Raw genomic sequence first — 22,908 nt, 5'->3', positions numbered from 1 at the left:
AACGGGATGGAGCAAGACGTGTCGAATGCCCCCACGACCAACCGAAAACTTCTGCGATGGGTCGAGGAAGTCGCAAGCAAGTGCAAGCCGGACAACATCTATTGGTGCGACGGTTCGCAGGAAGAATATGACCGGCTCTGCGCCGAGATGGTCGCTCAAGGGACGTTCATCAAGCTGAACGAGCAGAAGCGTCCGAACTCCTATCTCTGCCGCTCCGACCCCGCCGACGTCGCCCGCGTCGAGGACCGCACCTTCATCTGCACCGAGCGGCGCGAGGATGCCGGGCCCACCAACAACTGGATGGACCCCAAGGAGATGAAGGCGATCCTGGATCGCCTGCTCGACGGCTGCATGCGCGGCCGGACCCTCTACGTGGTCCCGTTCAGCATGGGGCCGCTGGGCTCCGACATCTCGCATATCGGCGTCGAGCTCACCGATAGCCCCTACGTCGTCGTCAGCATGCGGCTGATGACGCGCATGGGAAGCGCGGTGCTGAAGCATCTCGGCGAGGACGGCAGCTTCGTTCCCTGCCTGCATTCCGTCGGCATGCCGCTGGAGCCGGGGCAGCCCGACGTGGCCTGGCCCTGCAACGGCGAGAACAAGTACATCGTCCACTTCCCGGAGCAGCACTCCATCGTCTCCTACGGCTCCGGCTACGGCGGCAATGCGCTGCTCGGCAAGAAGTGCTTCGCGCTGCGCATCGCCTCGGACCTCGGCCGCAAGCAGGGCTGGCTGGCCGAGCACATGCTGATCCTGGGCGTCGAGAGCCCCGAGGGCGAGCGCACTTACGTCGCCGCCGCCTTCCCCTCCGCCTGCGGCAAGACGAACTTCGCGATGCTGGTGCCCCCCGAGGGCTTCGAGGGTTGGAAGATCCGGACCGTCGGCGACGACATCGCCTGGATCAAGCCCCAGGCCGACGGGACGCTGCGCGCCATCAATCCCGAGGCCGGGTTCTTCGGCGTGGCCCCCGGAACGAGCCTGAAGTCCAATCCCAATGCCATGCGCACGCTGGAGCGCAACGCGATCTTCACGAACTGCGCGCTGACGGACGACGGCGACGTCTGGTGGGAGGGCATGACCGACGAGGTGCCGGCCCACCTGATCGATTGGCAGGGCAAGGACTGGACGCCGGACTGCGGGCGCAAGGCCGCGCATCCGAACGCCCGCTTCACCGCGCCCGCCGGGCAGTGCCCGTCCATCGACCCGGCCTGGGAGAGCCCCGCGGGCGTCCCCATCAGCGCCTTCATCTTCGGCGGGCGGCTGTCCAGGACCTTCCCGCTGGTATTCGAGGCCTTCGACTGGCGCCAGGGCGTGTACTGGGCGGCCACCATGGGATCCGAGGCGACCGCCGCCGCCGTGGGCCAGGCGGCGATCCGCCGCGACCCCTTCGCCATGCTGCCGTTCTGCGGCTACAACATGGCGGATTACTGGCAGCACTGGCTGGAGCTCGGCGACTGCTACCAGAACCTGCCGCGCATCTACCGCGTCAACTGGTTCCGCAAGGACGAGGACGGCCGCTTCGCCTGGCCGGGGTTCGGCCACAACATGCGGGTGCTGAAGTGGATCGTCGACCGCGTTCACGGCCGCGCGCCCGAGCCGGTCTCCAGCCCCTTCGGCTACATGCCGCGCTACGAGGACCTGAACTGGGAGGGGCTCGACTTCTCCAAGGAGCAGTTCCGCCGGATCATGGACATCGACCGCGGCGAGGCCGTGGCCGAGGCCGAGGACCAGGAGAAGCTGTTCAGCGAGTTCGGCCCGCGCCTGCCGGACGAGATGGAGCGCGAGCGGCAGCGGCTGCTCGAGCGGCTGAAGGAGTCCCCGGCGGTGTGGCAGGCCGCGTGAGCGGCCTGTAGCACCCGCGCCGGGGCAACCCGCAACTGGGCAACCCGCAATTGGAAGGCCCGCCGGCAGTGCCGGCGGGCTTTTCCGTCGCAGGGTCCCCCAATGGACAGGGCCCGGCGGCGCCCATAGATTGTCGGCGCCTGGAACAAGCTGGACCGCCGCCATGAAGCCGACCGCCTTCCTTGCCCTGGCGAGCCTCGTCCTGGGCCCCGGCCTGGGCATCGCCCTTCCGGCAGCGCCTGCCCTGGCGCAGGAGACGGCCTCGGCCGGCGAGGTGCGGATCACCCGCGCCTGGGCCCGCGCGACCGCCCCCAGCGCCCCGACCGGCGCCGCCTACGTGACGCTCGTGAACGGCGGTTCGCAGCCCGACAGGCTGGTCTCGGCGACCTCGCCCGTGGCCGAGCGGGTCGAGATCCACACCCATCTGCACGAGGGCGGCGTGATGCGCATGCGCGAGGTCGAGGGTGTCGACCTCGCCCCGGGCGCCGAGGCCGTCTTCGGGCCCGGCGGGCTGCACCTGATGCTGATGGGGCTGCGCCAGCCGCTGCGCCGCGGCGAGAGCTTCCCGCTCACCCTGACCTTCGCGCGCGGCGCCGCCGCCACCGTCACCGTCTCCGTCGCGGGGCCCGGCGCCGGCGGGCCCGAGGGCGCGGCCCATGGCGGCATGGCGCCCGGACAAGGGCATGGACAGGGGCAGGAGCACGGGCATGGACAGCAGGGGCACGCCGCCCCTCGGCCAATGCACTGAGCCCGGTGGCGAGGCCGAGGCGCCGCCCTCATCCGCCGAGGAAAAGGACCCTTGTCAGGTGGACGTAGTCCGCCTCCAGCGCCATCAGCGCGACGAGCACCAGGAGGCTCAGGGGCGGCACCAGGATGGCGCAGCGCAGCGCCAGCCTCTCCCATTGCAGGTGCATGAAGACGGCGACGATCAGCCCGGCCTTCAGCATCATGAACAGGATGATCAGGAACCAGCGGGCATAGCCCTGCACCTGGAAGAAGTCGACCATGTACGACAGCGCGCTGAGGACGAAGAGGATCCCCCAGACCTTGAAGTAGGTGCTGATGGGGTGCTGCTGGGTTTCCGCATGCGCCATGTCCGCCCCCTCACCACAGGTAGAAGAGCGCGAAGATGAAGACCCAGACGAGATCGACGAAGTGCCAGTAGAGGCCGGCGATCTCGACGATCTGGTAGTTCCCGCGCCGCTCGTAGTCGCCGCGCCGGACCTTGAACGCCACGACGAGCAGGTAGATCACGCCCACCGTGACGTGGAAGCCGTGGAAGCCCGTGATCATGAAGAAGGTCGAGCCGAACTGGGCCGCGCCCATGGGGTTCCCCCAGGGACGCACGCCTTCCTCGATCAGCTTGGACCACTCGAAGGCCTGCATGCCGACGAAGGTCGCCCCCAGCACGGCCGTCGCCAGCATCAGCGCCGCCGTGGCCCCGCGCTGGCGCCTGTAGGCGAAGTTGACCGCCATGGCCATGGTGCCGCTGCTGCTGATCAGGACGAAGGTCATGATCGCGATCAGCAGCAGCGGGACATGGGTGCCGGCGATGGTCAGCGCGAAGACCTCGCTCGGGTTCGGCCACGGCACCGTGGTCGACATGCGCACCGTCATGTACGAGGTCAAAAAGCAGCCGAAGATGAAGGTGTCGCTCAGCAGGAAGATCCACATCATGGCCTTGCCCCAGGGAACATCCCTGAAGGCCTGCCGGTCGGCCGAGAGGTCGGCGACCATGCCCTCCCAGCCGCCCTCGGCCGCGGGCTCCACGCGGAGGGCGGGCTCGTGCATCGTGTCCTGGCTCACCATCGGCTCGCGCTCCCCTCAGCCGGTTCCTGCCCCGTGATGCATGGCGGGCATCCAGCCCGCGTCGTCGGCCATCAGCAGGGCAAGCAGCGCCAGCCAGACGACCAGGAGGAAATGCCAGTAGGCCGCGCAGAGCCCGACGCCGAGCCGGGTCGCGCGTGCGCCGGGGGCGCTGCGCAGATGCCATGCCGTCCTGGCCCAGGCCGCGAGCCCGCCCAGCAGGTGCAGCCCATGCAGCGCCGTCAGCAGATAGAAGAAGGTGTTCGCGGGATTGGTCGCGACGAAGTAGCCCAACGCATCGAGCTGGGCCCAGGCGGCGATCTGGCCCGCCAGGAAGGCGCCCGCGCAGCCCCCGCCCGCCACGAAGGCGGTCGAGGCCCGGGCCGGGTCCCCGCGGCGCAGGAGCGTCGACGAACGCTGCAGGGCGGCGCTGCCCAGCGCCAGCGCCAGCGTGTTCAGCCACAGGATCGGCGGCTCGGGCAGCGGCCGCCAGTCGCCGAGCGTCATGCGCATCAGGTAGGCCGCGGCCAGCAGGCCGAACAGCGCCGTGACGACCGCCATGAAGATGGCAAGCCCTACCTGCGCCGGGGCGAAGGGAAGCCGGCCCCAGGCCGGGACGTCCTGGGCGGGCTGCAGCCAGGGCTTCGCGCCAAGCGACCCGAGGGGGTTCACGGCGCGGCTCCTTCCGCCCGCAGGGATCCATGCAGGCCCGGCGCGTCGCGTTCCGGCGGGCGGTTCTGCGGGATGTAATCCTCGGCTGCGCCCGGCACGCTGAAATCATAGGCCCAGCGATAGACGATCGGCAGCCTGGCCCCCCAGTTTCCGTGCCCCGGCGGCGTCTCGGGCGTCTGCCACTCCAGCGTCGTGGAGCGCCAGGGATTGGCGCCCGAGGGGCGGCCCCGGACGGCGCTCCAGGCCAGGTTGAACAGGAACAGGAACTGCGCGGCGCCGACCACGAGGGCCGCGATGGTGATCCATTCGTTCAGCAGATGCGCGGAATCCGGAATGAACGCGATGCCCTCGAACTCGAAGTAACGCCGCGGGATGCCCACGAAGCCGAGATAGTGCATCGGGAAGAAGATCGCGTAGGTGCCGAGGAAGGTGATCCAGAAATGGATCTTGCCGAGCGTGTCGTTCAGCATCCGGCCGGTCACCTTGGGGTACCAGTGGTAGAGCCCGCCGAAGATGACCAGGATCGGCGCCACGCCCATCACCATGTGGAAATGGGCCACGACGAAATAGGTGTCGGACAGCGGCACGTCGACGACGACGTTCCCGAGGAACAGGCCCGACATCCCGCCGGCCACGAAGGTCAGGATGAAGGCCAGCGAGAACAGCATCGGCACGGTCAGGTGGATGTCGCCGCGCCACAGCGTCAGCACCCAGTTGTAGACCTTGATCGCCGTCGGAATCGCGATGATCAGCGTCGTGAAGGCGAAGAAGAACCCGAAATAGGGGTTCATGCCGCTGACGTACATGTGATGTGCCCAGACCACGAAGCTGAGCCCCCCGATCGCCAGGATCGCCCAGACCATCATCCGGTAGCCGAAGATGTTCTTTCGCGCATGGGTGCTGATCAGGTCCGAGACGATGCCGAAGCCCGGCAGCGCCACGATGTAGACCTCGGGATGGCCGAAGAACCAGAACAGGTGCTGGAACAGCAGCGGGCTGCCGCCGGAATACTCCAGCATCTCGCCCTGAGAGAGCACGGCCGGCATGAAGAAGCTGGTCCCCAGCAGCCGGTCGAGCAGCATCATGACGCCGCTGACGAACAGCGCCGGGAAGGCCAGGAGGCCCAGGACGGTGGCGACGAAGATGCCCCAGACCGTCAGGGGCAGGCGCATCATGGTCATGCCGCGCGTACGCGCCTGGAGGACCGTGGTGATGTAGTTGAGCCCGCCCATGGTGAAGGCGGCCACGAAGATCACCAGCGAGACCAGCATCAGGATGATGCCCCAGTCCCGCCCGGGCGTGCCCGGCAGGATCGCCTGCGGCGGGTAGAGGGTCCAGCCGGCCCCCGTCGGCCCGCCGGGCACGAAGAACGACGCGACCAGCACCAGGACCGACAGCAGGTAGGTCCAGTAGCTCAGCATGTTCACATAGGGGAAGACCATGTCCCGCGCGCCGATCATCAGCGGGATCAGGTAGTTGCCGAAGCCGCCGAGGAACAGCGCGGTCAGCAGGTAGATCACCATGATCATGCCGTGCATGGTGACGAACTGGTAGTAGCGTTCCTGGTCGACCATCTCCAGGCTGCCGGGGAAACCGATCTGCATCCGCATCAGCCAGGACATCACCAGCGCCAGCAGCCCGACGGCAATGGCCGTCAGCGTGTACTGGATGGCGATGACCTTGTGGTCCTGGCTCCAGATGTATTTCGCGATGAAGCCTTGCGGCTCGTGGCCGTGCTCGTGATCGAGGCCTTCGTCGACGAATGCGGTCTGTGCCATCGCCCTGGACCCTCCCTGCCAGTCCGTTCGCGCGCCCCCGCGCGGCTCACGGCTCCGCGCCGCCCTCCCCCTGGACCTCGTCCCGGATCTCGGCCACGTCCTGTTCCGGCCGCCGGCCGAGCGACTGGGCGAAGGTCGGGTTCTGCTCGAGCCATGGCCGGAACGTCCCCTCGTCCTCGACCACGACGGTGCCGCGCATCAGGGAGTGACCGACCCCGCACAGCTCGGCGCACAGGATCTCGTAGGTCCCGGTCTTCTCGGGCGTGAACCAGAAATACGACACCATGCCCGGAACCAGATCCATCTTGGCCCGGAACTGCGGCACGTAGAAATTGTGCAGCACGTCGGTGGAGCGCAGGACGACCTTGACCGGTGTGCCGGCAGGCAGGTGCAGCTCGCCCCCGGAGACGAGGACGTCGTCCCGGCCGCGGGGATCGTCGGGATCGAGACCGAAGGGGTTCTCGGCCGTGATGCGGGACGTGTCGGCGGTGCCGAGCACGCCATCCGCGCCGGGGAAGCGGAAGCTCCAGGACCATTGCTGGCCGAGCGCCTCGACCGTCGACGCGCCCTCCGGCACGCGGATGAAGTCGTTCCAGACGATCAGGCCGGGGGCCAGCATGGCGGCGATCCCCACCGAGGTCGCGCCGGTCAGCCACAGCTCCAGCCTGCGGTTCTCGGGCTCGTAGTCCGCCCGGGCGCCGTCCCGGTGCCGGAACCGGGCCACGGCATAGGCCATGAACAGCATCAGGACGGCAAAGACCGCGCCGGTGATCACGAAGGTGATGATCAACGTGTCGTCGATCGTTCCCCAGTTCGATGCGAGGGGTGTGAACCACCATGGGCTTAGAAGGCTGAATATCACCGAGCCCACGACGAGCGCGGCCAATATGACTCCTACAGCCATGTCGATCCGTTCCCGCTTCTGTTTCCGCTGGGCATGGAGACGCGCTAAACCCTCGAACCTACGCAAAACAGCTCTGCCGGGACTTGCAATAACGCGCATCCCGCACACCGCAATACAACTTGTACTCCCAAAATTGCATCAGCACGAATATGCTTGAGACTTAATGCCCATTTGGGCTCATTTTTGCGGCGCAACATTACCCAAATAAGAGACACGGGATTTATTGCCGTATTCAGCACTGACCGCGGAAATCTCCGGGCGCCGTCGCATAGCCTTCCCGGACTCGCCATGGGAGCGCGGGTGACCATCCGGTCATCCGCCTTCACCGTGCATTAACCATGTCGGACCATTGTGACCGACGGCATCTCCGGGACGCCGCCCCCCCTACACGCAAGTATTGCAGCTAGCCATGGCAGTACCTTTTGTTCTCCATCAGCTCTGGAAAGACGAATATCTCCCGGACCGGTACATAAGAATGCAGGACACCTGGAGGCTATTCAACCCCGGGCTGCAGATTGTAACATGGACCGACGGGGACCTGGCCTCATTCATCGGGCGAGAGTTCCCGGATCTTCTCGAGCTTTATCATAGCTATCAGGAGAACATCTGCCGGGCCGATCTCGGCCGCTACCTGGTCCTGCGCCATTTCGGCGGCATCTATGCCGATCTCGACTGCGAGTGCCTGAAACCGATCGGTTCGCTGATCGAAGGCAGACGCTTCGTGATCGGGCTGGAGCCGCGCTCCCACTCGGCGCTCGAAAAGGCCGTCCAGCGCGGCCTGAGGGACCTGCCCTGCCCCTCCTTCATCGCGACGGAGCCGGGCCATCCCATCTGGAACCATATCCTCGCCGAGGTCCAGCGAGCCCGCCACGAACCCGACCCGCTGGATGCGACCGGCCCCTTCCTGCTGGCGCGGGCGCTGGCCGGCCATCCCGACGCCGCATCGCTGACCCTGGCGCCGCCCGAGCTTGTCTCCCCGCTCGACAAGAACGAGTGCTGGGACGGCCGCGTCCACGACATCGAGCATTGGGAGCGGTCCACGCGCGATGCCTATGTCCTGCACCACTGGGACGGCACGTGGTTCCGCAACGCCCCCGAGCCCTTCGGGCTGCCGGCGGGCGTCCCGGTCCAGGTCGTCGGGGCGACCGGACCGGCCGAGCTTCCTCCCGGCAAGCCGCGCATCTCCTGCCTGATGGTGACCCGCGGCCGGACCGCCCTCGCGAAGGCCGCCATAGACAGCTTCCTGCGGCAGACCTATCCCGACAAGGAGCTGGTGATCGTGTCCGAGGAGGAGGATCCGGAGCTCCTCGACCATGTGCGCTCTAAGCCCGGGAACCTGATCAAGGTGGTCCTGGTCCGCGGCGGCACGCCCACGCTCGGCGAACTGCGCAACGTCGCCGTCGAGCAGGCGAGCGGCCCCCTGGTCTGCCAGTGGGACGACGACGACCTCTACGATCCCCGGAGGCTCGAGGTCCAGCACGCGGTGCTCGCCCGGACGAAGGCCCATGCCTGCATGCTGCAGCGCTGGATGGTCTGGTGGCCCGGCCAGGAAAGGCTGGCCGTGTCGAGCCGGCGGACCTGGGAGGGGTCCCTCCTGTGCCTGAAGTCCGCGATGACGCGCTATCCCGGCCTGCGCCGCGGCGAGGACACGCCCGTCGTCGATCACCTGCTTGCCACCGCCCGCGTCGCGCTGTTCGACCTGCCCAGGCTCTACGTCTACCGGGTCCATGGCGCGAACACCTTCGGTCCCGACCATTTCGAGGTGCACTGGGCGACCGCCACGGCCCGGTTCCAGGACGCCCGCTGCCGCGCCGTGCTGGCCGAGATGTCCAAGCGCATCCCGGAGATCCCGGCTGCGCAGGCCAGCGAGGCCGCTGCACCGCGGGCCTGCGGATCGCCCGCGTTGCGGGGCGACGCCGAGCCCGACATCCTGGTCCTCACCCCTGTCAAGGACGCACGCCGGCACCTCGATCGCTATGTCGGGCTCCTCTCGGGCCTCGACCACGACCCTCGGCGCATCGCCGTCGCCTTCCTCGAGGGCGACAGCCGCGACGGGACCCATGACGATCTCGCCGCCAGGCTGCCCGACATGCGGCGGCGTTTCGGCAGGGTCGAGCTGCACAAGCGGGATTTCGGCTTCCGCCACGCCGGCCCGCGCTGGGACGTTCAGATCCAGCGCCGCCGCCGCGAGGTCCTCGCGCGCTCGCGCAACCGGCTTCTCAGCCGGGCGCTGCGGAACGAGGCCTGGGTGCTCTGGCTCGACGCCGACCTCCTGGACTACCCGCCGGACCTGCTGAGCCGCCTGCTCGGCGCCGGCAAGGACATCGTCGTGCCCCACTGCACGCTGCCCGACGGGCGGACCTTCGACCTCAACACCTTCAGGCTTGCCAGGGGGCCCGGGGTCCCCGAGGACGACGCCCATCTCGTCGACGGCATCTTCCAGCCCCCGCGCGGCGTCGGCCGCCTCTACCTCGACGCGTTCCGGGACGAGCCCCTGGTCCAGGTCGATGCCGTCGGCGGGACGGCGCTGCTGGTGCGCGCCGACCTTCACCGCGAGGGGCTGGTCTTCCCGCCCGCGAGCTACCGCGGCTACATCGAGACCGAGGGCCTCGCGGCCATGGCGCGGGACATGGGATATTCATGCTGGGCGCTGCCCGGCCTCGATATCGTTCATTCGCCGGAGTGATGCAGCATGGATGTCAGCATCGTCGTGACGACCTTTCAGCGGCAGGCCCTGCTGGACCTCTGCCTCAGGAGCCTGCGCGACCAGCGCAACCGCCACGGCAGGACCGAGATCGTCGTCGTCGACAATTGCCCGCAGGGCAGCGCCCGTGAGCTCTGCGAGCGGCACCGTCACGAATTCGAGCCGGCCGGCATCGGCTTCAAGTACGTGAACGAGACGCGCCCGGGCATTTCCCACGGGCGCAATCGCGGCATCGAGGAAACGCAGCACGAGATCATCTGCTGGATCGACGATGACGAGGAGGCGCAGCCGGGCTGGCTGGACCGCCTGACGGCGCCCTTCGTCGAGATCGGCCCGTCCGTGGCCATGGTCGGCGGCGAGGTCGAGCCCAATTTCGGCGACGCCAGCCGTCCATCCTGGCTCGTGGACGAGCTGCTGCATGCCTTCTCATGCCGCTGGGGCTGGGACACGGAGCCGCGCTTCCTGGATGGCCACGAATGGTTCGGCGAGGGCAACTGCGCGATCCGGCGCTCGGTGCTCGGCGACCGGCGCTTCCGGACCGACCTCGGGCGCAGCGGCGGGGCGCTGGGCGGCAGCGAAGGCATCGTGTATCTCGAGCTGCGCGCGGCCGGACACGCCGCCTACTATGCGCCGGACGCGAAGGTCAGCCACTTCGTCCATCCGGACAGGCTCAACCAGCGCTGGCTGCTGAACCGCATGCTTCAGGCCGGCATCTCGGATGCCCGGGCCCACCGCTTCTCGCCGCTGAACAGCAACGTGCTGAACATCAAGATCCACCTGCCGTCCATCGCGGGCCTCGATCCCGAGAGCATGGACCCCAAGGGCCTGACGCAGCTTTCGATGGCGTACTACCAGACCGGCTACGCGTTCGGACGGCACCTCTGACACGGTCAGGGGCGCCGCCGTCCGGGATCCGGAAGCGGCGCCCCTAGCCGTCGCTTCCGCGGGTGCGGTCCACCATCCTGTCGCGCCGGCTGCGCCGGCCCTTGACGATGATCTCCATGAAGGCGAAGCCGACCGCGACGGGCGCCGCGATCCCCAGCGTCAGCGCAAGGCCGGCTCCGAGGCTCATGCCGTCGTACCCGCCGACCGCCCAGGCTAGGCCGATCAGCACGAGCACAACGGCAGCGCAAAGAAACACCGGTCCGGTTATCTGGTGCAGCATGGCCCGCGACCTCCTCAAGGCAAGGCGAGCGTCACAATCCAAGAACCGCCGGCGTCGTCCCTCGTTTCATTTCCCAGACGACAGGTAGAAGACCGGGGACGGTGAACAGCGGGCTGCAGGATGGAACTGAGATACGATATTTCCGGCGGGTGCCGCCCTTAATTGCAGGCCCGCTCTCCGGCTGCGGGAGTATGCTTCGCTGACTTGGCGGGTCGCGGCGTGTCGTGACCGGCAGCCGACCGGGCATGCTGTCATGGCTGATCTGCGCCCCTCCGAACTGCCCGTTCGGGAGGCATGTGCATGACCATCCGCAATCCCATTGAATGGAGCTACCATCAGGCCACGAGCTTGTCTCGGGCGGCGGCCTCGGGCGGACGCGCCGCCTACGGGGACGGCCAGGGCGTTAATGCGCTGACCCCGTCCATCCGCAGGATCGGCGTCGCCGACCTGAAATACGCCCTGTCGAAGGGCTTCGAGGATTTCGGCGTCTACCGGACCGACGTCATCTTCGTGTGCCTGATCTATCCCGTCGCAGGCCTGCTCCTGGCGGCTCTCTTCGGCGGCGACATGCTGCAGATGCTCTTCCCGCTGGCCTCGGGCTTCGCCCTGATCGGCCCCTTCGCCGCGATCGGTCTCTACGAGATGAGCCGCCGGCGGGAGGAGGGCCTGCCGGTCTCCTGGGCCGACGCCTTCGGCGTGCTCTGGTCGCCCTCCTTCGGCGCGATCCTCGGCCTGGGGCTGGTGCTGCTGGCGATCTTCCTGGCGTGGCTCCTGGCAGCCCAGGCGATCTATGCCGCGACCCTCGGCCCGGCGCCGCCGGCAGACATGGGGTCCTTCCTGAACGAGGTGTTCACCACGTCTCAGGGCTGGACGCTGATCATCGCCGGCGTCGGGGTCGGATTCCTTTTCGCCGTGCTGGTCCTGACCATCAGCGTCGTCTCCTTCCCGCTCCTGCTCGACCGGCGCGTCGGGGTGGCGACGGCGGTCTGGACGTCGGTCCGCGCGGTAATGGCGAATCCCGGAACCATGGCGGTATGGGGCCTGATCGTCACGGCAGGGCTGGTGATCGGATCGATCCCGCTGCTGGTCGGCCTGATCGTGGTGATGCCGGTGCTGGGGCATGCCACCTGGCACCTGTACCGCCGGGTCGTGGCGCCCGGCGCCATACCGCGGACCACGCCGTAGGACGGGCCGCCGCGCCGGCGGGACCGGCGCGGCGACGCGTCCGGAATGGCGACGGCGCTTGGCCGCGCGGCTGGGCGCCCGAACCATCAGCCATGCGTTATCGGAATGGCGAAACCCGCCCGCTGCGGCTGTATACCCAGCGCCAGGCGGCAACGCCGCCGCACGCCCTCAGCAGCAGACCGAACCCCGAATGCCGCCCACCAGGCCCGAAAAGAAGAAGACCGGGGACACGAAAGTCATCGCGCTGGTCGGCATCGGCCATTTCTTCAGCCATTTTTTCCAGCTCGTCCTGCCGCCGCTGTTCCCGGTTCTTCGCGGCAACTTCGATGTCAGCTATGCCGAGCTCGGGCTGGTCATGACGCTGTTCTACGCCGCCTCCGGGCTGGCGCAGACGCCGTCGGGGTTCCTGGTGGACCGGTTCGGCGCCCACAGGGTGCTCGTGGGGGGCTTCCTGCTGCTGGCGGGCAGCGTGGCGCTCGGCAGCCTGGTGACCTCGTTCTGGCTCTTCGCGCCGCTGATGATCCTGGCAGGGCTCGGCAACAGCGTCTTCCACCCCGCGGACTACGCGATCCTGACCCATGCGGTGACGCCGCGGCGCATGGCGCTGGCCTACAGCATCCACACGCTGGGCGGCGTTCTCGGCTGGGCGGCGGCGCCGGCCGTGCTCCTGTTCCTCGCCGCCTCCCTATCCTGGACCTTCGCCCTGGGCGCGGTGGGCGCCTTCGGGCTCGTGGTCGCGCTGGTCCTGGCGGCATCGCGGCAGACGCTCGACGTGACCCCGCGCCAAGCGGCGCCGACGCCCCGGGAGGACGGCGCCCGGCAGGGTCCGGGCGGCGTTCTGATCACCGTGCCGATCCTGACCTGCTTCGCCTATTTCGCGCTGCTCTCGGTGTCGCTGACCGGCGTGCAGACCTTCCTGCCCACGGCCCTGCCCGAGCTGCACGCGGTGGACCTGGCGACGGCCAGCCTGATGCTGACGGGCTACATGATCGCCAATGGTGCGGGGACGTTGGCGGGCGGCATCGTCGCGGGGCGGACCGACCGTCACGAAACCATGGTCGCGCTGGGCCTCGCCGGGGCCGCCGCGATGCTGCTCGCCGTCGGGCACGTCCCCATGGGGGCGGTCGCGCTGTTCGCCACGATCGGTCTCGCGGGCTTCCTTGCGGGCGCGACGACCCCGGCGCGCGACATGCTCGTGCGCTCCTCGGCGCCGGCCGGCGCCACGGGCAAGGTGTTCGGCTTCGTCTATTCCGGCCTCGACCTGGGCGCGTGCCTCGCGCCGCTGGTGCTCGGCCTGCTGCTGGACGGCGGGCGCCCGGCGGCCGCGATGACTTTGATCGCCGCGAGCCTGGGCGCCACGATCCTGTCGGCGCTGCTCGTCCGGAAGGCGGCGCCCCGCGCGCCGGCCGCGGCCACGCCGGCCTGAGGGCCGCCGCGTCCGTCTCCGTGCCGCGCGGGCTCAGAAAGGCCGGCGGGCCCGCAGCGCCGCGGTCAGCGTCCCCTCGTCGAGATAGTCGAGCTCGCCGCCCACCGGCACGCCGTGGGCCAGGCGCGATACCGTCACGTCGCACTCCGTCAGGCGGTCGGTCACGTAATGAGCGGTGGTCTGCCCCTCGACCGTCGCGTTGAGGGCCAGGATCACCTCGCTCACCTCCGGCCTGCGGGCGCGGTTCACCAGCGCCGCGATGGACAGGTCATCGGGGCCGATCCCCTCCAGCGCCGACAGGGTGCCGCCGAGCACGTGGTAGAGCCCCTTGAAGGAATTCGTGCGCTCCAGCGCCCACAGGTCGCCGACCTCCTCGACCACGCACAGGGTCGACTGGTCGCGCCGCGGGTCCGTGCAGACGTGGCAGGGATCGCGGGTGTCAAGGTTCCCGCATACCGAGCAGGTACGGACCGCCTCGGCCGCGGCCCCCAGCGCCTCGGCCAGGGGGGTCAGCAGCCCGTCCCGCTTCTTCATCAGATGGAGCGCCACGCGGCGCGCGGAACGGGGACCCAGACCCGGCAGCTTGGCAAGCAGCTGGATCAGGCGTTCGATCTCGGGGCTGTTCATCGTGTTCCCGGAAAGCGCCCCCCGCCGGTGTCTCCGGCGGGGGGCGGCGTGTCAGAACGGAAGCTTGAAGCCGGGCGGCAGGTTCAGTCCGCCCATCAGCTTCTGTGTCTCGTCGGCGACGTGGCGCTCGACCTTCTGCTTGGCATCGTTGAAGGCGGCGACCAGCAGGTCCTCCAGCACCTCGGTGTCCTCGGGGTCGACCACGGACTTGTCGAGCTTGACCTTGCGCAGGTCGCCCTTGCCGTTCACCACGACCGTCACCATGCCGCCGCCGGCCTGGCCGGTCGCCTCGACCTCGGCCAGCTTCTGCTGCATCTCCTGCATGCGCTGCTGCATCTGCTGCGCCTGCTTCATCATCTGGCCAAGGTTCTTCATCGCTCAGAACTCTCCTTCGTCTTCCATCCAGGACGCGCTTTCAACGATCAGGTCGGGATCCTCGGAACCGTCCGCAAGCTCGTCGCCGAGCCCGTCCGCGCCCGCGGCCCCGGCCGCCGGGTCGGCCACCTCGCGCAGCTGCAGCGCCGCCCCGGGGAAGGCGTCCAGCACCGCACGCACCAGCGGATGGCGCGACGCCTCCTCCAGCTTGGCCTGCTCGGCGCTGCGCTTCTGCTCGGCCAGGGGAGCCTCGCCGGGGGCGCCCGAGACCGAGACCATCCAGCGCCGGCCGGTCCATTCGGTCAGCAGCGCGCCGACGCGGCCCGCGAGGTTCGGCACCGCGTCCCGCCCCGGCCGGATCTCCAGCAGGCCGGGCTCGCAGCGGACGGGATGCACGTAGTTGTAGAGGGACATCCAGAGATGAATCTCCTTCCGCTCCTCGAACAGCGCGACCACCTCGGCATAGGTCCGCGGCATCGGCGCCAGCGCCGCCTCGGCATCGGGCGCGGGTTCCGGCACCGCCACAGGCCGGACCTGGTCCGGCTGCCGTCCCTCGGCCGGCATGGCCCCCTCGGGCACGGCGGCCGGCGCGGGATCCGCCGCGACCGCAAGATGAGCACGCGGCCGCGCCGCCTGGGTCGCCAGCGGCTGCGCCGCCTGGGTCGCCAGCGGCTGCGCATGGGAAACGGGCTGGGCCATGGCCTGGGACGCCTGCGCGGCGGCGGGCGCCGCCACGGACGCCCGCGCGCCGCCCCCTCCGCCCTGGACGGGGCCCCCGCCCTGGCCACCGGGGGGAGCGCCGCCGACGCCGCCGGACGAGGCGCCCTGGAGCTGGCGGATCAGGTCCGCAGGCGCAGGCAGGTCGGCCGCGTAGGCCAGGCGCACGATCACCATCTCGGCCGCATCGATGGGCACCGGGGCGGTCTGCACCTCCCCGAGCCCCTTCAGCAGGAGCTGCCAGGCACGGCTCAGCACCGGCATGGACAGGCGTTGGGCGAGCGCCGCCCCCTGGGTCCGCTCGATCTCCGGCGTGGCCGGGTCCTGGGCGGTCTCGGGCACGACCTTCAGGCGCGTCAGGAAATGGGTGAGGTCCAGCAGGTCCTGCATCACCACGACCGGGTCCGCACCGGCCCGGTGCAGGTCCGCCAGGATGTCCAGCGCGTCGCGCGGCCGGCCGCCCATGGTAGCCTCGAACAGCTCGACCACCCGGGTGCGGTCGGCCAGGCCCAGCATGTCGCGCACCTGGACGGCCGTGACGCGGCCGCCGCCCAGCGCGATGGCCTGGTCGAGCAGCGAAAGGCCGTCGCGCACGGATCCATCGGCCGCCCGGGCGATCAGCGCGACCGCCTCGGCCTCGGCCTCGACGCCCTCGCGCTCGGCGATCCGGCTGAAATGGGCGACCAGGGTCGGCGCGTCGACGCGGCGCAGGTCGAAGCGCTGGCAGCGCGACAGCACGGTCACGGGGACCTTGCGGATCTCGGTGGTGGCGAAGACGAACTTCGCGTGCTCCGGCGGCTCCTCCAGCGTCTTCAGCAGCGCGTTAAACGCGCTGGTGGAGAGCATGTGGACCTCGTCGATGATGTAGACCTTGTAGCGCGCCGAGACCGGGCCGTAACGGACGCCGTCGATGATCTCGCGGATGTCGTTGACGCCGGTGCGGCTGGCGGCGTCCATCTCCATCACGTCGACGTGCCGGTCCTGGGCGATGGCCGTGCAATGCTCGCAGACGCCGCAGGGCGTCACGGTCGGGCCGCCCGATCCATCGGGCCCCACGCAGTTCAACGCACGCGCGATGATGCGGGCGGTCGTCGTCTTGCCGACGCCGCGCACGCCGGTCAGCATGAAGGCATGGGCCAGCCGGCCGGACCGGATCGCATTGGTGAGCGTGCGGACCAGCGCCTCCTGCCCGACCATCTGGCCGAAGTCGGACGGCCGGTACTTGCGCGCGAGAACCCGGTAGGGCGAGCCCGCGCCCTGCGGCGCGTCGGCCGCTTCCATGGCGGCCCCTTCGGCGTCGGCCCCTTCGGCGTCGGTTGGCGTCACGATGGTCTGGTCGTTCACCGGCAGGCTCCGGAGGCGGGCGTATCCCTCGGCCGCCAGTCTAGTGGCTGCGGCCGGCAACGCGTACCGGAAAAAGGGCTCGGCTGGCGGGCGGGGCTGAGGTGGGAGGCTGGACGAGCGACCCGGACCGGAACTCGTTACGGCTGCTTCCTTCCGGACCTGACCGGGTTGGCGAGGAGCCCGTCCGCCGCCAACCTCCCGTCGCCATATATGGGCATCCGGGCCTGCCGCAGCAAGGACAATCGCCGGAGGGCAGCCGCCCGGCGCCGGCGATTCAAAGCCCTTCCGGTCGGGCTCCCGCCGTGCCAGGAATCGGGCATGACCGACGCATCCCTGTTTTATACCGGCCTCGGCCTCGACCGCGCGACCGAGCGCCGCCGCGACGCCGGATGGATCTCCTCGCTGCTCTCCGCGCAGGGCGCCCGCGTGGTGCCCATCTGGCGCACGCAGAACCTGATGTCCGAGGGCGAGTCCGGCCCGCGCGCGGGCTTCCTGAGCGTCGCAGACGCGATCGCGCTCGGCGCGTCGCCGTCCGACATGGCGCTGCTGGGCAACGGCGCGGACGGCCCCGTCTTCGCCTACGATGTCTCGGCGGTCGAGGATCCCGCGGCGGTCCCGGCGCTGGCCTCCGCCGGGCGCTTCTCGGACCTGCGCGGCTTCGGCCCGCTGCTGCCGCGCCCCGAGGCGACGCTGCTGGCCTATGCGCGCGGCCTCGCTTGGTGGCATTCGCGCCACCTCTTCTGCGGGGTCTGCGGCGCGCCGACCGTCAGCGCCGATGCCGGCCATGTCCGGCACTGCACCCGCGAGAGCTGCGGGACGCACCACTTCCCGCGAACCGATCCCGCCGTGATCATGCTGGTCCATGACGGCGACCGCGCGCTGCTGGGCCGCCAGTCGCGCTTTCCGCCCGGCATGTACTCGACCCTGGCGGGATTCGTGGAGCCCGGCGAAAGCCTTGAGGAGGCCGTCGCCCGCGAGGTGCGCGAGGAGGCCGGCGTGGAGGTCGGCGAAATCCGCTACGTCGCCTCGCAGCCCTGGCCCTTCCCGAGCTCGGTGATGCTGGGCTTCACGGCGAAGGCCCTGACCACCGAGCTGCGCGTCGACCCCGAGGAGCTGGAGGACGCCCGCTGGTTCACGCGCGACGAGATCCTGTCGAGCGAGGGCGATGGGTCGTTCCGCCTTCCCCGCCCCGATTCGATCGCCCGCTTCCTGGTGGAGGGCTGGCTGCGCTCCGGCGGTTGAGCGGCCCGGCCCCTCCCGGATCCGGCCTCAGACCAGGAAGGGGAAGAACTCGTAGGTCGCCCCGGTGGCCTGTGCCGTCTGGACGAAGGTCGCGGCATCGGGGAAGGTCTGCGGGGGACCCAGGGTGATGACGCCTGCGGCGCCCGGCCGGGCCTCCCATGCCGAGATGCTGCCGGTCGCGTCGTTGAAGCGCAGCAGCTCCTCCGCGCCGTCCCTGTCCAGGTCCGTGACGCCCACCAGGCGGTGCTCCCGCGTGCCGCTGATTGCGGGCAGGGTGTAGCCGGCATCGATCGCGCCGTCGCGGTTGGTGTCGGTCCAGACCGCCTTCGCCCCGGTCAGCATGTTCTGCAGGAGGATCTCGTCGCCGGGAATGCCGTTCACGTCGGCCGCCCCCGCGACATCCCAGCCGGGGACCCGCATCTGCCATTGCGTCTGGGTTCCGACGATCTGCCCCTGGGCGTTGAGCTCCCAGGTCGCGCTGGCGCCGAGCCCGGCTCCCTGCCCCTCGCCCGCGCGCGAGAAGAAGAAGATCTCCGACCGCCCGTCTGCGTCGAGATCCGCAAGCGTCCCGATCTCCCAGCCCTCCTTCAGCTGCGCAGGGCCGCCCGCGGGGTCGGTGCCGTTGATCTGGACCTCGGACGTGAGCGTGCCGCGGACGGGATCCTCGACCGGGGAGATCGGGACCTGCTCCACCGTGACTGCCACCCCACCGCTCTCGCCGACCAGCGAGCTCCGCGCCGTCTGGATGCCGGGCACCACGCCCAGGTCGATGAAATCAGCGAAGCGGATCCGCTCGACATTCGTCAGGACGTCGGTGCCTCCCGGACCCGAGACCGTGACGACCGACCCGTTGCGCTCGATGGTGTAGTCGAGATAGCGCCCCAGATAGGCAACCTGGTCGTAGCCGCCGCCGGCATCGATGGAATCGTTCCCGGCATAGCCCATGAGGACGTCCGTGAACGCCGATCCGGTGATGGCGTCGTTCCCGGACAGCAGGGTGGCGGCCTGGAGGCGGTCGTTCAGCTCGTCGGACGAGGCGAAGGGCAGGTTCAGGCCCGACAGCGTCAGGAAGGCCGCCCCTGCGGGCTGGGAATAGGTGAAGCCGGTCAGCGTGCCGCTGCCGGTCGAGAGGTCGAAGCTGCCGGTCATCGTCCCGTCGAAGACCGCGACACCGCCCAGCGTGTAGCGGAAGGACAGGGCCGTCGGGCTGGACCCGGTCTGGACATAGCTGTCCCAGATCAGGTCGGGATACAGCGGTCCGCCCGCCAGGAAGATCCCGCGCGTCGTCGTGAGCTGAGCCATCGTCCCTCCCCGCAAGCGCATTAAGCGAGGATGGAACCTCCGGGCCTTTCGAAGGTTGCACGCAGGACGACGGACGACCCGGAAGTACAGGTCGGAGCCGAACGATGTCGTGTGTGCGCGGGACGACGCCCGGCGCGGCGTGCGATCAGTCGTCGCCCTCGGCGCTTTGGGCCGCGGCCCTGCGGAACGCGTTGGCGGGATAGACGCCGAGGATCTTGACCTCGCGCGCGAAGAAGCCGAGCTCCTCCAGCGCGAGGCGCAGCGGCCGCTCCTCGGGATGGCCCTCCACATCCACGTAGAACTGGGCGGCGGTGAAGCGGCCGCCCACGAGATAGCTCTCGAGCTTGGTCATGTTCACGCCGTTGGTGGCGAAGCCGCCGAGCGCCTTGTAGAGCGCCGCCGGCACGCTGCGCACCCGGAAGACGAAGGTGGTGACCGAGGGCGTACCCGCCGGCGGCATCTTCGGCTCGCGGGCCATGATCAGGAAGCGGGTCGTGTTGTGGTCGGCGTCCTCGATGTCCTTCATCAGGATCTGCAGGCCGTAGGTCTCGGCCGCGAGGCTGGACGCGATGGCCGCGACCGTGGGATCGCCCAGGCGCGCGATCTCGGCCGCCGCGCCGGCCGTGTCGGCATGCGCGACCGCGCGCAGGCCCAGGCGCCGCGTGAGCTTCGAGCACTGCGACAGCGCCTGGACGTGGCTGCGCACGGTCTTGATCGTCTCCAGCGATGCGCCGGAAACGGCCAGAAGGCAGTGGTTCACCCGCTGGTAATGCTCGCCGATGATGTGCAGCCCGCCATTGGGCAGCAGGATGTGGTTGTCCGCGACCCGCCCCGCCACCGAGTTCTCGATGGGCAGCATCGCGAGCCTTGCGCGCCCCTCCCGCACGGCCTCGAACACGTCCTCGAAGCTCGGGCAGGGCAGCGTGCCCATGCCGGGGAAGACGGTCCGGCAGGCGAGGTCCGAATAGGCTCCCAAGGAGCCCTGGAAGGCGATCAGGTCGTCGGCCATGGGGGAAACCGGGAAGGTGTGAACCGGGATGGGCTGAACCGGACGGATTGAACCCGGATGGATCGAACCCCGTCAGGGGGCCAGCAAGGCGCGGGCCCGGTCGAGCTCGGCCGGAGTATCGACGCCGAGCGGAACCGCGTCAACGACGGCCACGTCGATGCGCATGCCCGCCGCCAGCGCCCGGAGCTGCTCGAGCTTCTCGCGCCGCTCCAGCGCCGCCGGCGGCAGGGTCACAAACCGCTCCAGCGCCTCGCGCCGGTAGGCGTAGAGCCCGACATGGTGCAGCAGCGCCCCCTCGCCCCAGGGGGCCGTCGCGCGGGTGAAGTACAGGGCCCGTCCGCGCAGCGCGCCGGGATCGCGCTCGACCACCGCCTTCACGACATTGGGATTGTCGCGCTCGGCCGGGTCCGTGATCTCCACTGCCAGCGTCGCGATGTCGACCCGCCCATCCTCGAGCGGCGCGAAGACGGCGCGGATGGCGCCGGGCTCGATGGTGGGCAGGTCGCCCTGCACGTTCACGACGGCGTCGTGCCGGCCGCCCGGATCAACCTTGCGCAGCGCCTCGAAGATCCGGTCCGAGCCCGAGGGGTGGTCCGGATCGGTCAGCACGGCGCGCCCGCCGGCCGATTCGACCGCGGCGGCGATCTCGGGCTCGGCACAGGCGACGACCACCGGGCCGATCTGCGCCTCGGCTGCGCGGCGCCAGACATGGACGATCATGGGGGCGCCCTGGATGTCGGCCAGCGGCTTGCCCGGAAGGCGGGTCGAGGCCATGCGCGCCGGAACAATCACGATGGGATCGCGCGGCCTTGCGGAAGTCGGGTCGTTCATAATAGGAGTGGCGTGCGACATTTCGCCCCGCCGGTCAAGCATGGACGCGGCTGCGCGGTGCGGCATCTCGCCCTATTTTGGCGCCTCGAACGATCGGGCACCGCCACGAAGGGCGGTCCGGCGGGTTGAAGCGTTGTGCCGCGGCCCAGGACGTAGGGGACTGATTGATGAGCATGGAACTGAACAAGGCGTTCGCCGCCGTGCTTCTGGCCGGGCTGATCGCGATGATGTCGGGATTCATCGCGGACCAGCTCGTGGCGCCGAAGAAGCTCGCCCAGAACGCCTATGTGGTGGATGTCAGCGCGGTCGCCGCGCAGTCGCCCGCCGCCGCCGCGCCCACGGGGCCGGCCCCCATCGGCCCGCTGCTCGCCTCGGCCAGCGCCGAGGCCGGCCAGAAGGCCTCGCGAGCCTGCGCTTCCTGCCACAGCTTCGAGCAGGGCGGCGCCAACAAGGTTGGCCCGAACCTCTACGGCATCGTGGGCGCCCCCCACGGCCATGCCGAGGGCTTCGCCTACTCGGACGCGATCAAGAGCAAGCAGGGCCCCTGGAGCTACGAGGAGCTGAACCACTTCCTCTACGATCCCAAGGCCTACGCGCCGGGCACCAAGATGACCTTCGCGGGGCTGAAGAACGACCAGGACCGCGCGAACCTGATCGCCTATCTGCGTTCGATCAGCCCGAACGCGCCGCCGCCGCCGGCCTCCGACGCGACCCCGGCGGGCGAGCCCGCCCAGAAGGCGGCGGACGCCCCGGCTTCCGAGGGCCTGAACAACGCCACGGCGTCGGGCGCCACGGCGGCGCCGGCGGCCCAGCCCGCCATGCCCAACAACGCGCCGGAAGGCCAGGGCGAGAAGGCCATGACCGCGCCCCAGGGCACGCCGCCGGAGGGCACGACCAACGCGGACAACCGCGAGCCCGGCACCGTCCCCGATCAGCCGGTGACCGTCGCGCCCGAGCCGCAGGGCAACGCGCCCGCCGCGCAGTAACGTCGGGCCCGCCCGGTCGGACGGGATCGAAGGGCGCCTCCGGGCGCCCTTCGTCGTTTCCGGGCTCGCCCGTCCGTGGAGCATCCAGGCGACGCCCGCCTCACGGATTTGCCGTTTCGGCGGGCCGCGGCGGCGGCTAGGATGCCGCCGACCGCATCCGTCCGAAGACGCGCCATGCCCGAGTCCTGCCCCGCTCCGCTTGTCGATCTGGCGCTCCGCCTGGCCGATGCCGCGGGAGCCGTGGCGCGGCGGCACTTCCGCACCCCCCTGGCCGTGGACGACAAGGCGGACGCCTCACCCGTCACCATCGCCGACCGCGAGGCCGAGGCCGCCGTGCGCGCCATCCTCGCGGCCGAGCAGCCCGGGCATGGCATCGTCGGCGAGGAGCACGGCAGCCTCGATCCCGACGCCGAATGGGTCTGGGTGATCGATCCCATCGACGGGACCAAGGCCTACATCACCGGGCGGGCGACCTTCGGCACGCTGGTGGCGCTCCTGCACCGCGACGTGCCGGTGCTGGGCGTGATCGACCAGCCGATCATGGGCGACCGGTGGGTGGGTGCCGCGGGGCGCCCGACGCTGTTCAACGGGGCGCCGGCCCGGGTGCGGCCCTGCCCGGGCCTGGCGGCGGCGACGGTGAACACGACCTCGCCCGACCTGTTCTCGCCGTCGGAATATGCGGCCTTCCGCCGGGTCGCGGAGGGCGCCAAGCTCGCGATGTACGGCGGCGACTGCTACGGCTACGGCCTGCTGGCCGCGGGCTTCCTGGATCTCGTAGTCGAGGCCGGGCTGAAGCTCCACGATTATGCGGCGCTGGTCCCGGTGGTCGAAGGCGCCGGAGGATTGTTGACGGACTGGAGCGGCGCCCCGCTCGGCCGGCGCGACGGCGCGCAGGTCCTCGCGGCCGGGGACGCCGCGACCCATGCCGAAGCCGTCGCGCGCCTGAACGCTGAGCGCTGAACCCAAAGCAGAGGCCCCGAGCCGAGGAGGACC

Annotated in this window: 21 protein-coding genes and 1 other RNA gene; 9 read left to right on the top strand and 13 right to left on the bottom strand. The window is 69.9% G+C overall.

Going from position 1 to position 22,908, the window contains the following annotated elements; translation table 11 throughout:
- The first annotated feature begins 6 nt into the window (after positions 1 to 6).
- Positions 7 to 1,842: a phosphoenolpyruvate carboxykinase (GTP) gene (locus JUB13_RS29730; protein ID WP_207485879.1), complete on the top strand. Its 1,836-nt coding sequence runs from the start codon at positions 7 to 9 to the stop codon at positions 1,840 to 1,842.
- Positions 1,843 to 2,005: 163 nt separating this feature from the next.
- A complete protein-coding gene (locus JUB13_RS29725; protein WP_207485878.1) occupies positions 2,006 to 2,590 on the top strand; it encodes a copper chaperone PCu(A)C in 585 nt (194 codons plus the stop codon).
- Between the two features lie 28 nt (positions 2,591 to 2,618).
- Here JUB13_RS29725 and JUB13_RS29720 read toward each other — a convergent pair whose 3' ends face one another.
- Genes JUB13_RS29720 through JUB13_RS29700 form a run of 5 tightly spaced genes read right to left on the bottom strand, consistent with a single transcriptional unit; the run spans position 2,619 to position 7,002 of the window.
- Positions 2,619 to 2,936: a cytochrome C oxidase subunit IV family protein gene (locus JUB13_RS29720; RefSeq protein ID WP_207485877.1), complete on the bottom strand. Its 318-nt coding sequence runs from the start codon at positions 2,934 to 2,936 to the stop codon at positions 2,619 to 2,621.
- A 10-nt stretch (positions 2,937 to 2,946) separates the two neighbouring features.
- The gene (locus tag JUB13_RS29715; RefSeq protein WP_236025330.1) at positions 2,947 to 3,651 is read right to left on the bottom strand and encodes a heme-copper oxidase subunit III family protein; all 705 of its coding nucleotides are present in this window, start codon (positions 3,649 to 3,651) and stop codon (positions 2,947 to 2,949) included.
- Between the two features lie 15 nt (positions 3,652 to 3,666).
- Positions 3,667 to 4,320, bottom strand: coding sequence for a cytochrome c oxidase subunit 3 (locus JUB13_RS29710; RefSeq protein WP_207485876.1), 654 nt, complete (start codon positions 4,318 to 4,320; stop codon positions 3,667 to 3,669).
- Positions 4,317 to 6,098: a cytochrome c oxidase subunit I gene (locus JUB13_RS29705; RefSeq protein ID WP_207485875.1), complete on the bottom strand. Its 1,782-nt coding sequence runs from the start codon at positions 6,096 to 6,098 to the stop codon at positions 4,317 to 4,319. The genes JUB13_RS29710 and JUB13_RS29705 overlap by 4 nt, the downstream gene beginning before the upstream one ends.
- A 46-nt stretch (positions 6,099 to 6,144) precedes the next feature.
- Positions 6,145 to 7,002 (bottom strand): cytochrome c oxidase subunit II, encoded by an 858-nt coding sequence (locus JUB13_RS29700; protein ID WP_236025329.1) that lies wholly within the window; start codon positions 7,000 to 7,002, stop codon positions 6,145 to 6,147.
- A 409-nt stretch (positions 7,003 to 7,411) separates the two neighbouring features.
- On the opposite strand from JUB13_RS29700, the gene JUB13_RS29695 reads away from it, so the two are divergent.
- Complete coding sequence (locus tag JUB13_RS29695) at positions 7,412 to 9,688, top strand: glycosyltransferase (protein WP_207485873.1); 2,277 nt, start codon at positions 7,412 to 7,414, stop codon at positions 9,686 to 9,688.
- Positions 9,689 to 9,694: 6 nt separating this feature from the next.
- Positions 9,695 to 10,591, top strand: coding sequence for a glycosyltransferase family 2 protein (locus JUB13_RS29690; RefSeq protein WP_207485872.1), 897 nt, complete (start codon positions 9,695 to 9,697; stop codon positions 10,589 to 10,591).
- A 43-nt stretch (positions 10,592 to 10,634) separates the two neighbouring features.
- Here JUB13_RS29690 and JUB13_RS29685 read toward each other — a convergent pair whose 3' ends face one another.
- A complete protein-coding gene (locus tag JUB13_RS29685) occupies positions 10,635 to 10,871 on the bottom strand; it encodes a hypothetical protein (protein WP_207485871.1) in 237 nt (78 codons plus the stop codon).
- A gap of 300 nt (positions 10,872 to 11,171) precedes the next feature.
- Here JUB13_RS29685 and JUB13_RS29680 point away from each other — a divergent pair, with 300 nt between their 5' ends.
- Positions 11,172 to 12,056, top strand: coding sequence for a DUF2189 domain-containing protein (locus JUB13_RS29680; protein WP_207485870.1), 885 nt, complete (start codon positions 11,172 to 11,174; stop codon positions 12,054 to 12,056).
- A gap of 190 nt (positions 12,057 to 12,246) precedes the next feature.
- Positions 12,247 to 13,482, top strand: coding sequence for an MFS transporter (locus JUB13_RS29675; RefSeq protein WP_207485869.1), 1,236 nt, complete (start codon positions 12,247 to 12,249; stop codon positions 13,480 to 13,482).
- A gap of 33 nt (positions 13,483 to 13,515) precedes the next feature.
- Here JUB13_RS29675 and recR read toward each other — a convergent pair whose 3' ends face one another.
- The 4 genes from recR to ffs all read right to left on the bottom strand — a co-directional run bounded on the left by recR (position 13,516) and on the right by ffs (position 16,744).
- The gene (gene recR / locus JUB13_RS29670; RefSeq protein ID WP_207485868.1) at positions 13,516 to 14,109 is read right to left on the bottom strand and encodes a recombination mediator RecR; all 594 of its coding nucleotides are present in this window, start codon (positions 14,107 to 14,109) and stop codon (positions 13,516 to 13,518) included.
- A 51-nt stretch (positions 14,110 to 14,160) separates the two neighbouring features.
- Complete coding sequence (locus JUB13_RS29665) at positions 14,161 to 14,484, bottom strand: YbaB/EbfC family nucleoid-associated protein (protein ID WP_207485867.1); 324 nt, start codon at positions 14,482 to 14,484, stop codon at positions 14,161 to 14,163.
- A 3-nt stretch (positions 14,485 to 14,487) separates the two neighbouring features.
- Complete coding sequence (locus JUB13_RS29660; RefSeq protein ID WP_207485896.1) at positions 14,488 to 16,482, bottom strand: DNA polymerase III subunit gamma/tau; 1,995 nt, start codon at positions 16,480 to 16,482, stop codon at positions 14,488 to 14,490.
- 164 nt (positions 16,483 to 16,646) lie between these two features.
- An RNA gene (gene ffs / locus JUB13_RS29655) (signal recognition particle sRNA small type) lies at positions 16,647 to 16,744 on the bottom strand.
- Positions 16,745 to 16,863: 119 nt separating this feature from the next.
- Between ffs and nudC the strand changes: the two genes are divergently transcribed.
- Entirely contained in the window at positions 16,864 to 17,787 is a 924-nt protein-coding gene (gene nudC / locus JUB13_RS29650; protein WP_207485866.1) for an NAD(+) diphosphatase, read from the top strand.
- A gap of 27 nt (positions 17,788 to 17,814) precedes the next feature.
- Here nudC and JUB13_RS29645 read toward each other — a convergent pair whose 3' ends face one another.
- The 3 genes from JUB13_RS29645 to JUB13_RS29635 form a co-directional block, all read right to left on the bottom strand.
- Entirely contained in the window at positions 17,815 to 19,089 is a 1,275-nt protein-coding gene (locus tag JUB13_RS29645; RefSeq protein ID WP_207485865.1) for a hypothetical protein, read from the bottom strand.
- A gap of 145 nt (positions 19,090 to 19,234) precedes the next feature.
- Entirely contained in the window at positions 19,235 to 20,098 is an 864-nt protein-coding gene (locus JUB13_RS29640) for a prephenate dehydratase (RefSeq protein ID WP_207485864.1), read from the bottom strand.
- Between the two features lie 72 nt (positions 20,099 to 20,170).
- The gene (locus tag JUB13_RS29635) at positions 20,171 to 20,929 is read right to left on the bottom strand and encodes a 3-deoxy-manno-octulosonate cytidylyltransferase (protein WP_207485863.1); all 759 of its coding nucleotides are present in this window, start codon (positions 20,927 to 20,929) and stop codon (positions 20,171 to 20,173) included.
- A 167-nt stretch (positions 20,930 to 21,096) separates the two neighbouring features.
- Between JUB13_RS29635 and JUB13_RS32170 the strand changes: the two genes are divergently transcribed.
- Entirely contained in the window at positions 21,097 to 21,915 is an 819-nt protein-coding gene (locus JUB13_RS32170) for a c-type cytochrome (protein ID WP_207485862.1), read from the top strand.
- Positions 21,916 to 22,089: 174 nt separating this feature from the next.
- Positions 22,090 to 22,875, top strand: coding sequence for a histidinol-phosphatase (gene hisN / locus JUB13_RS29625; protein ID WP_207485861.1), 786 nt, complete (start codon positions 22,090 to 22,092; stop codon positions 22,873 to 22,875).
- Positions 22,876 to 22,908 lie beyond the last annotated feature (33 nt).

The organism is Arenibaculum pallidiluteum, assembly GCF_017355985.1.
GTDB lineage: Bacteria > Pseudomonadota > Alphaproteobacteria > Azospirillales > Azospirillaceae > Arenibaculum > Arenibaculum pallidiluteum.
This window is presented reverse-complemented; position numbering and strand designations above follow the sequence as displayed.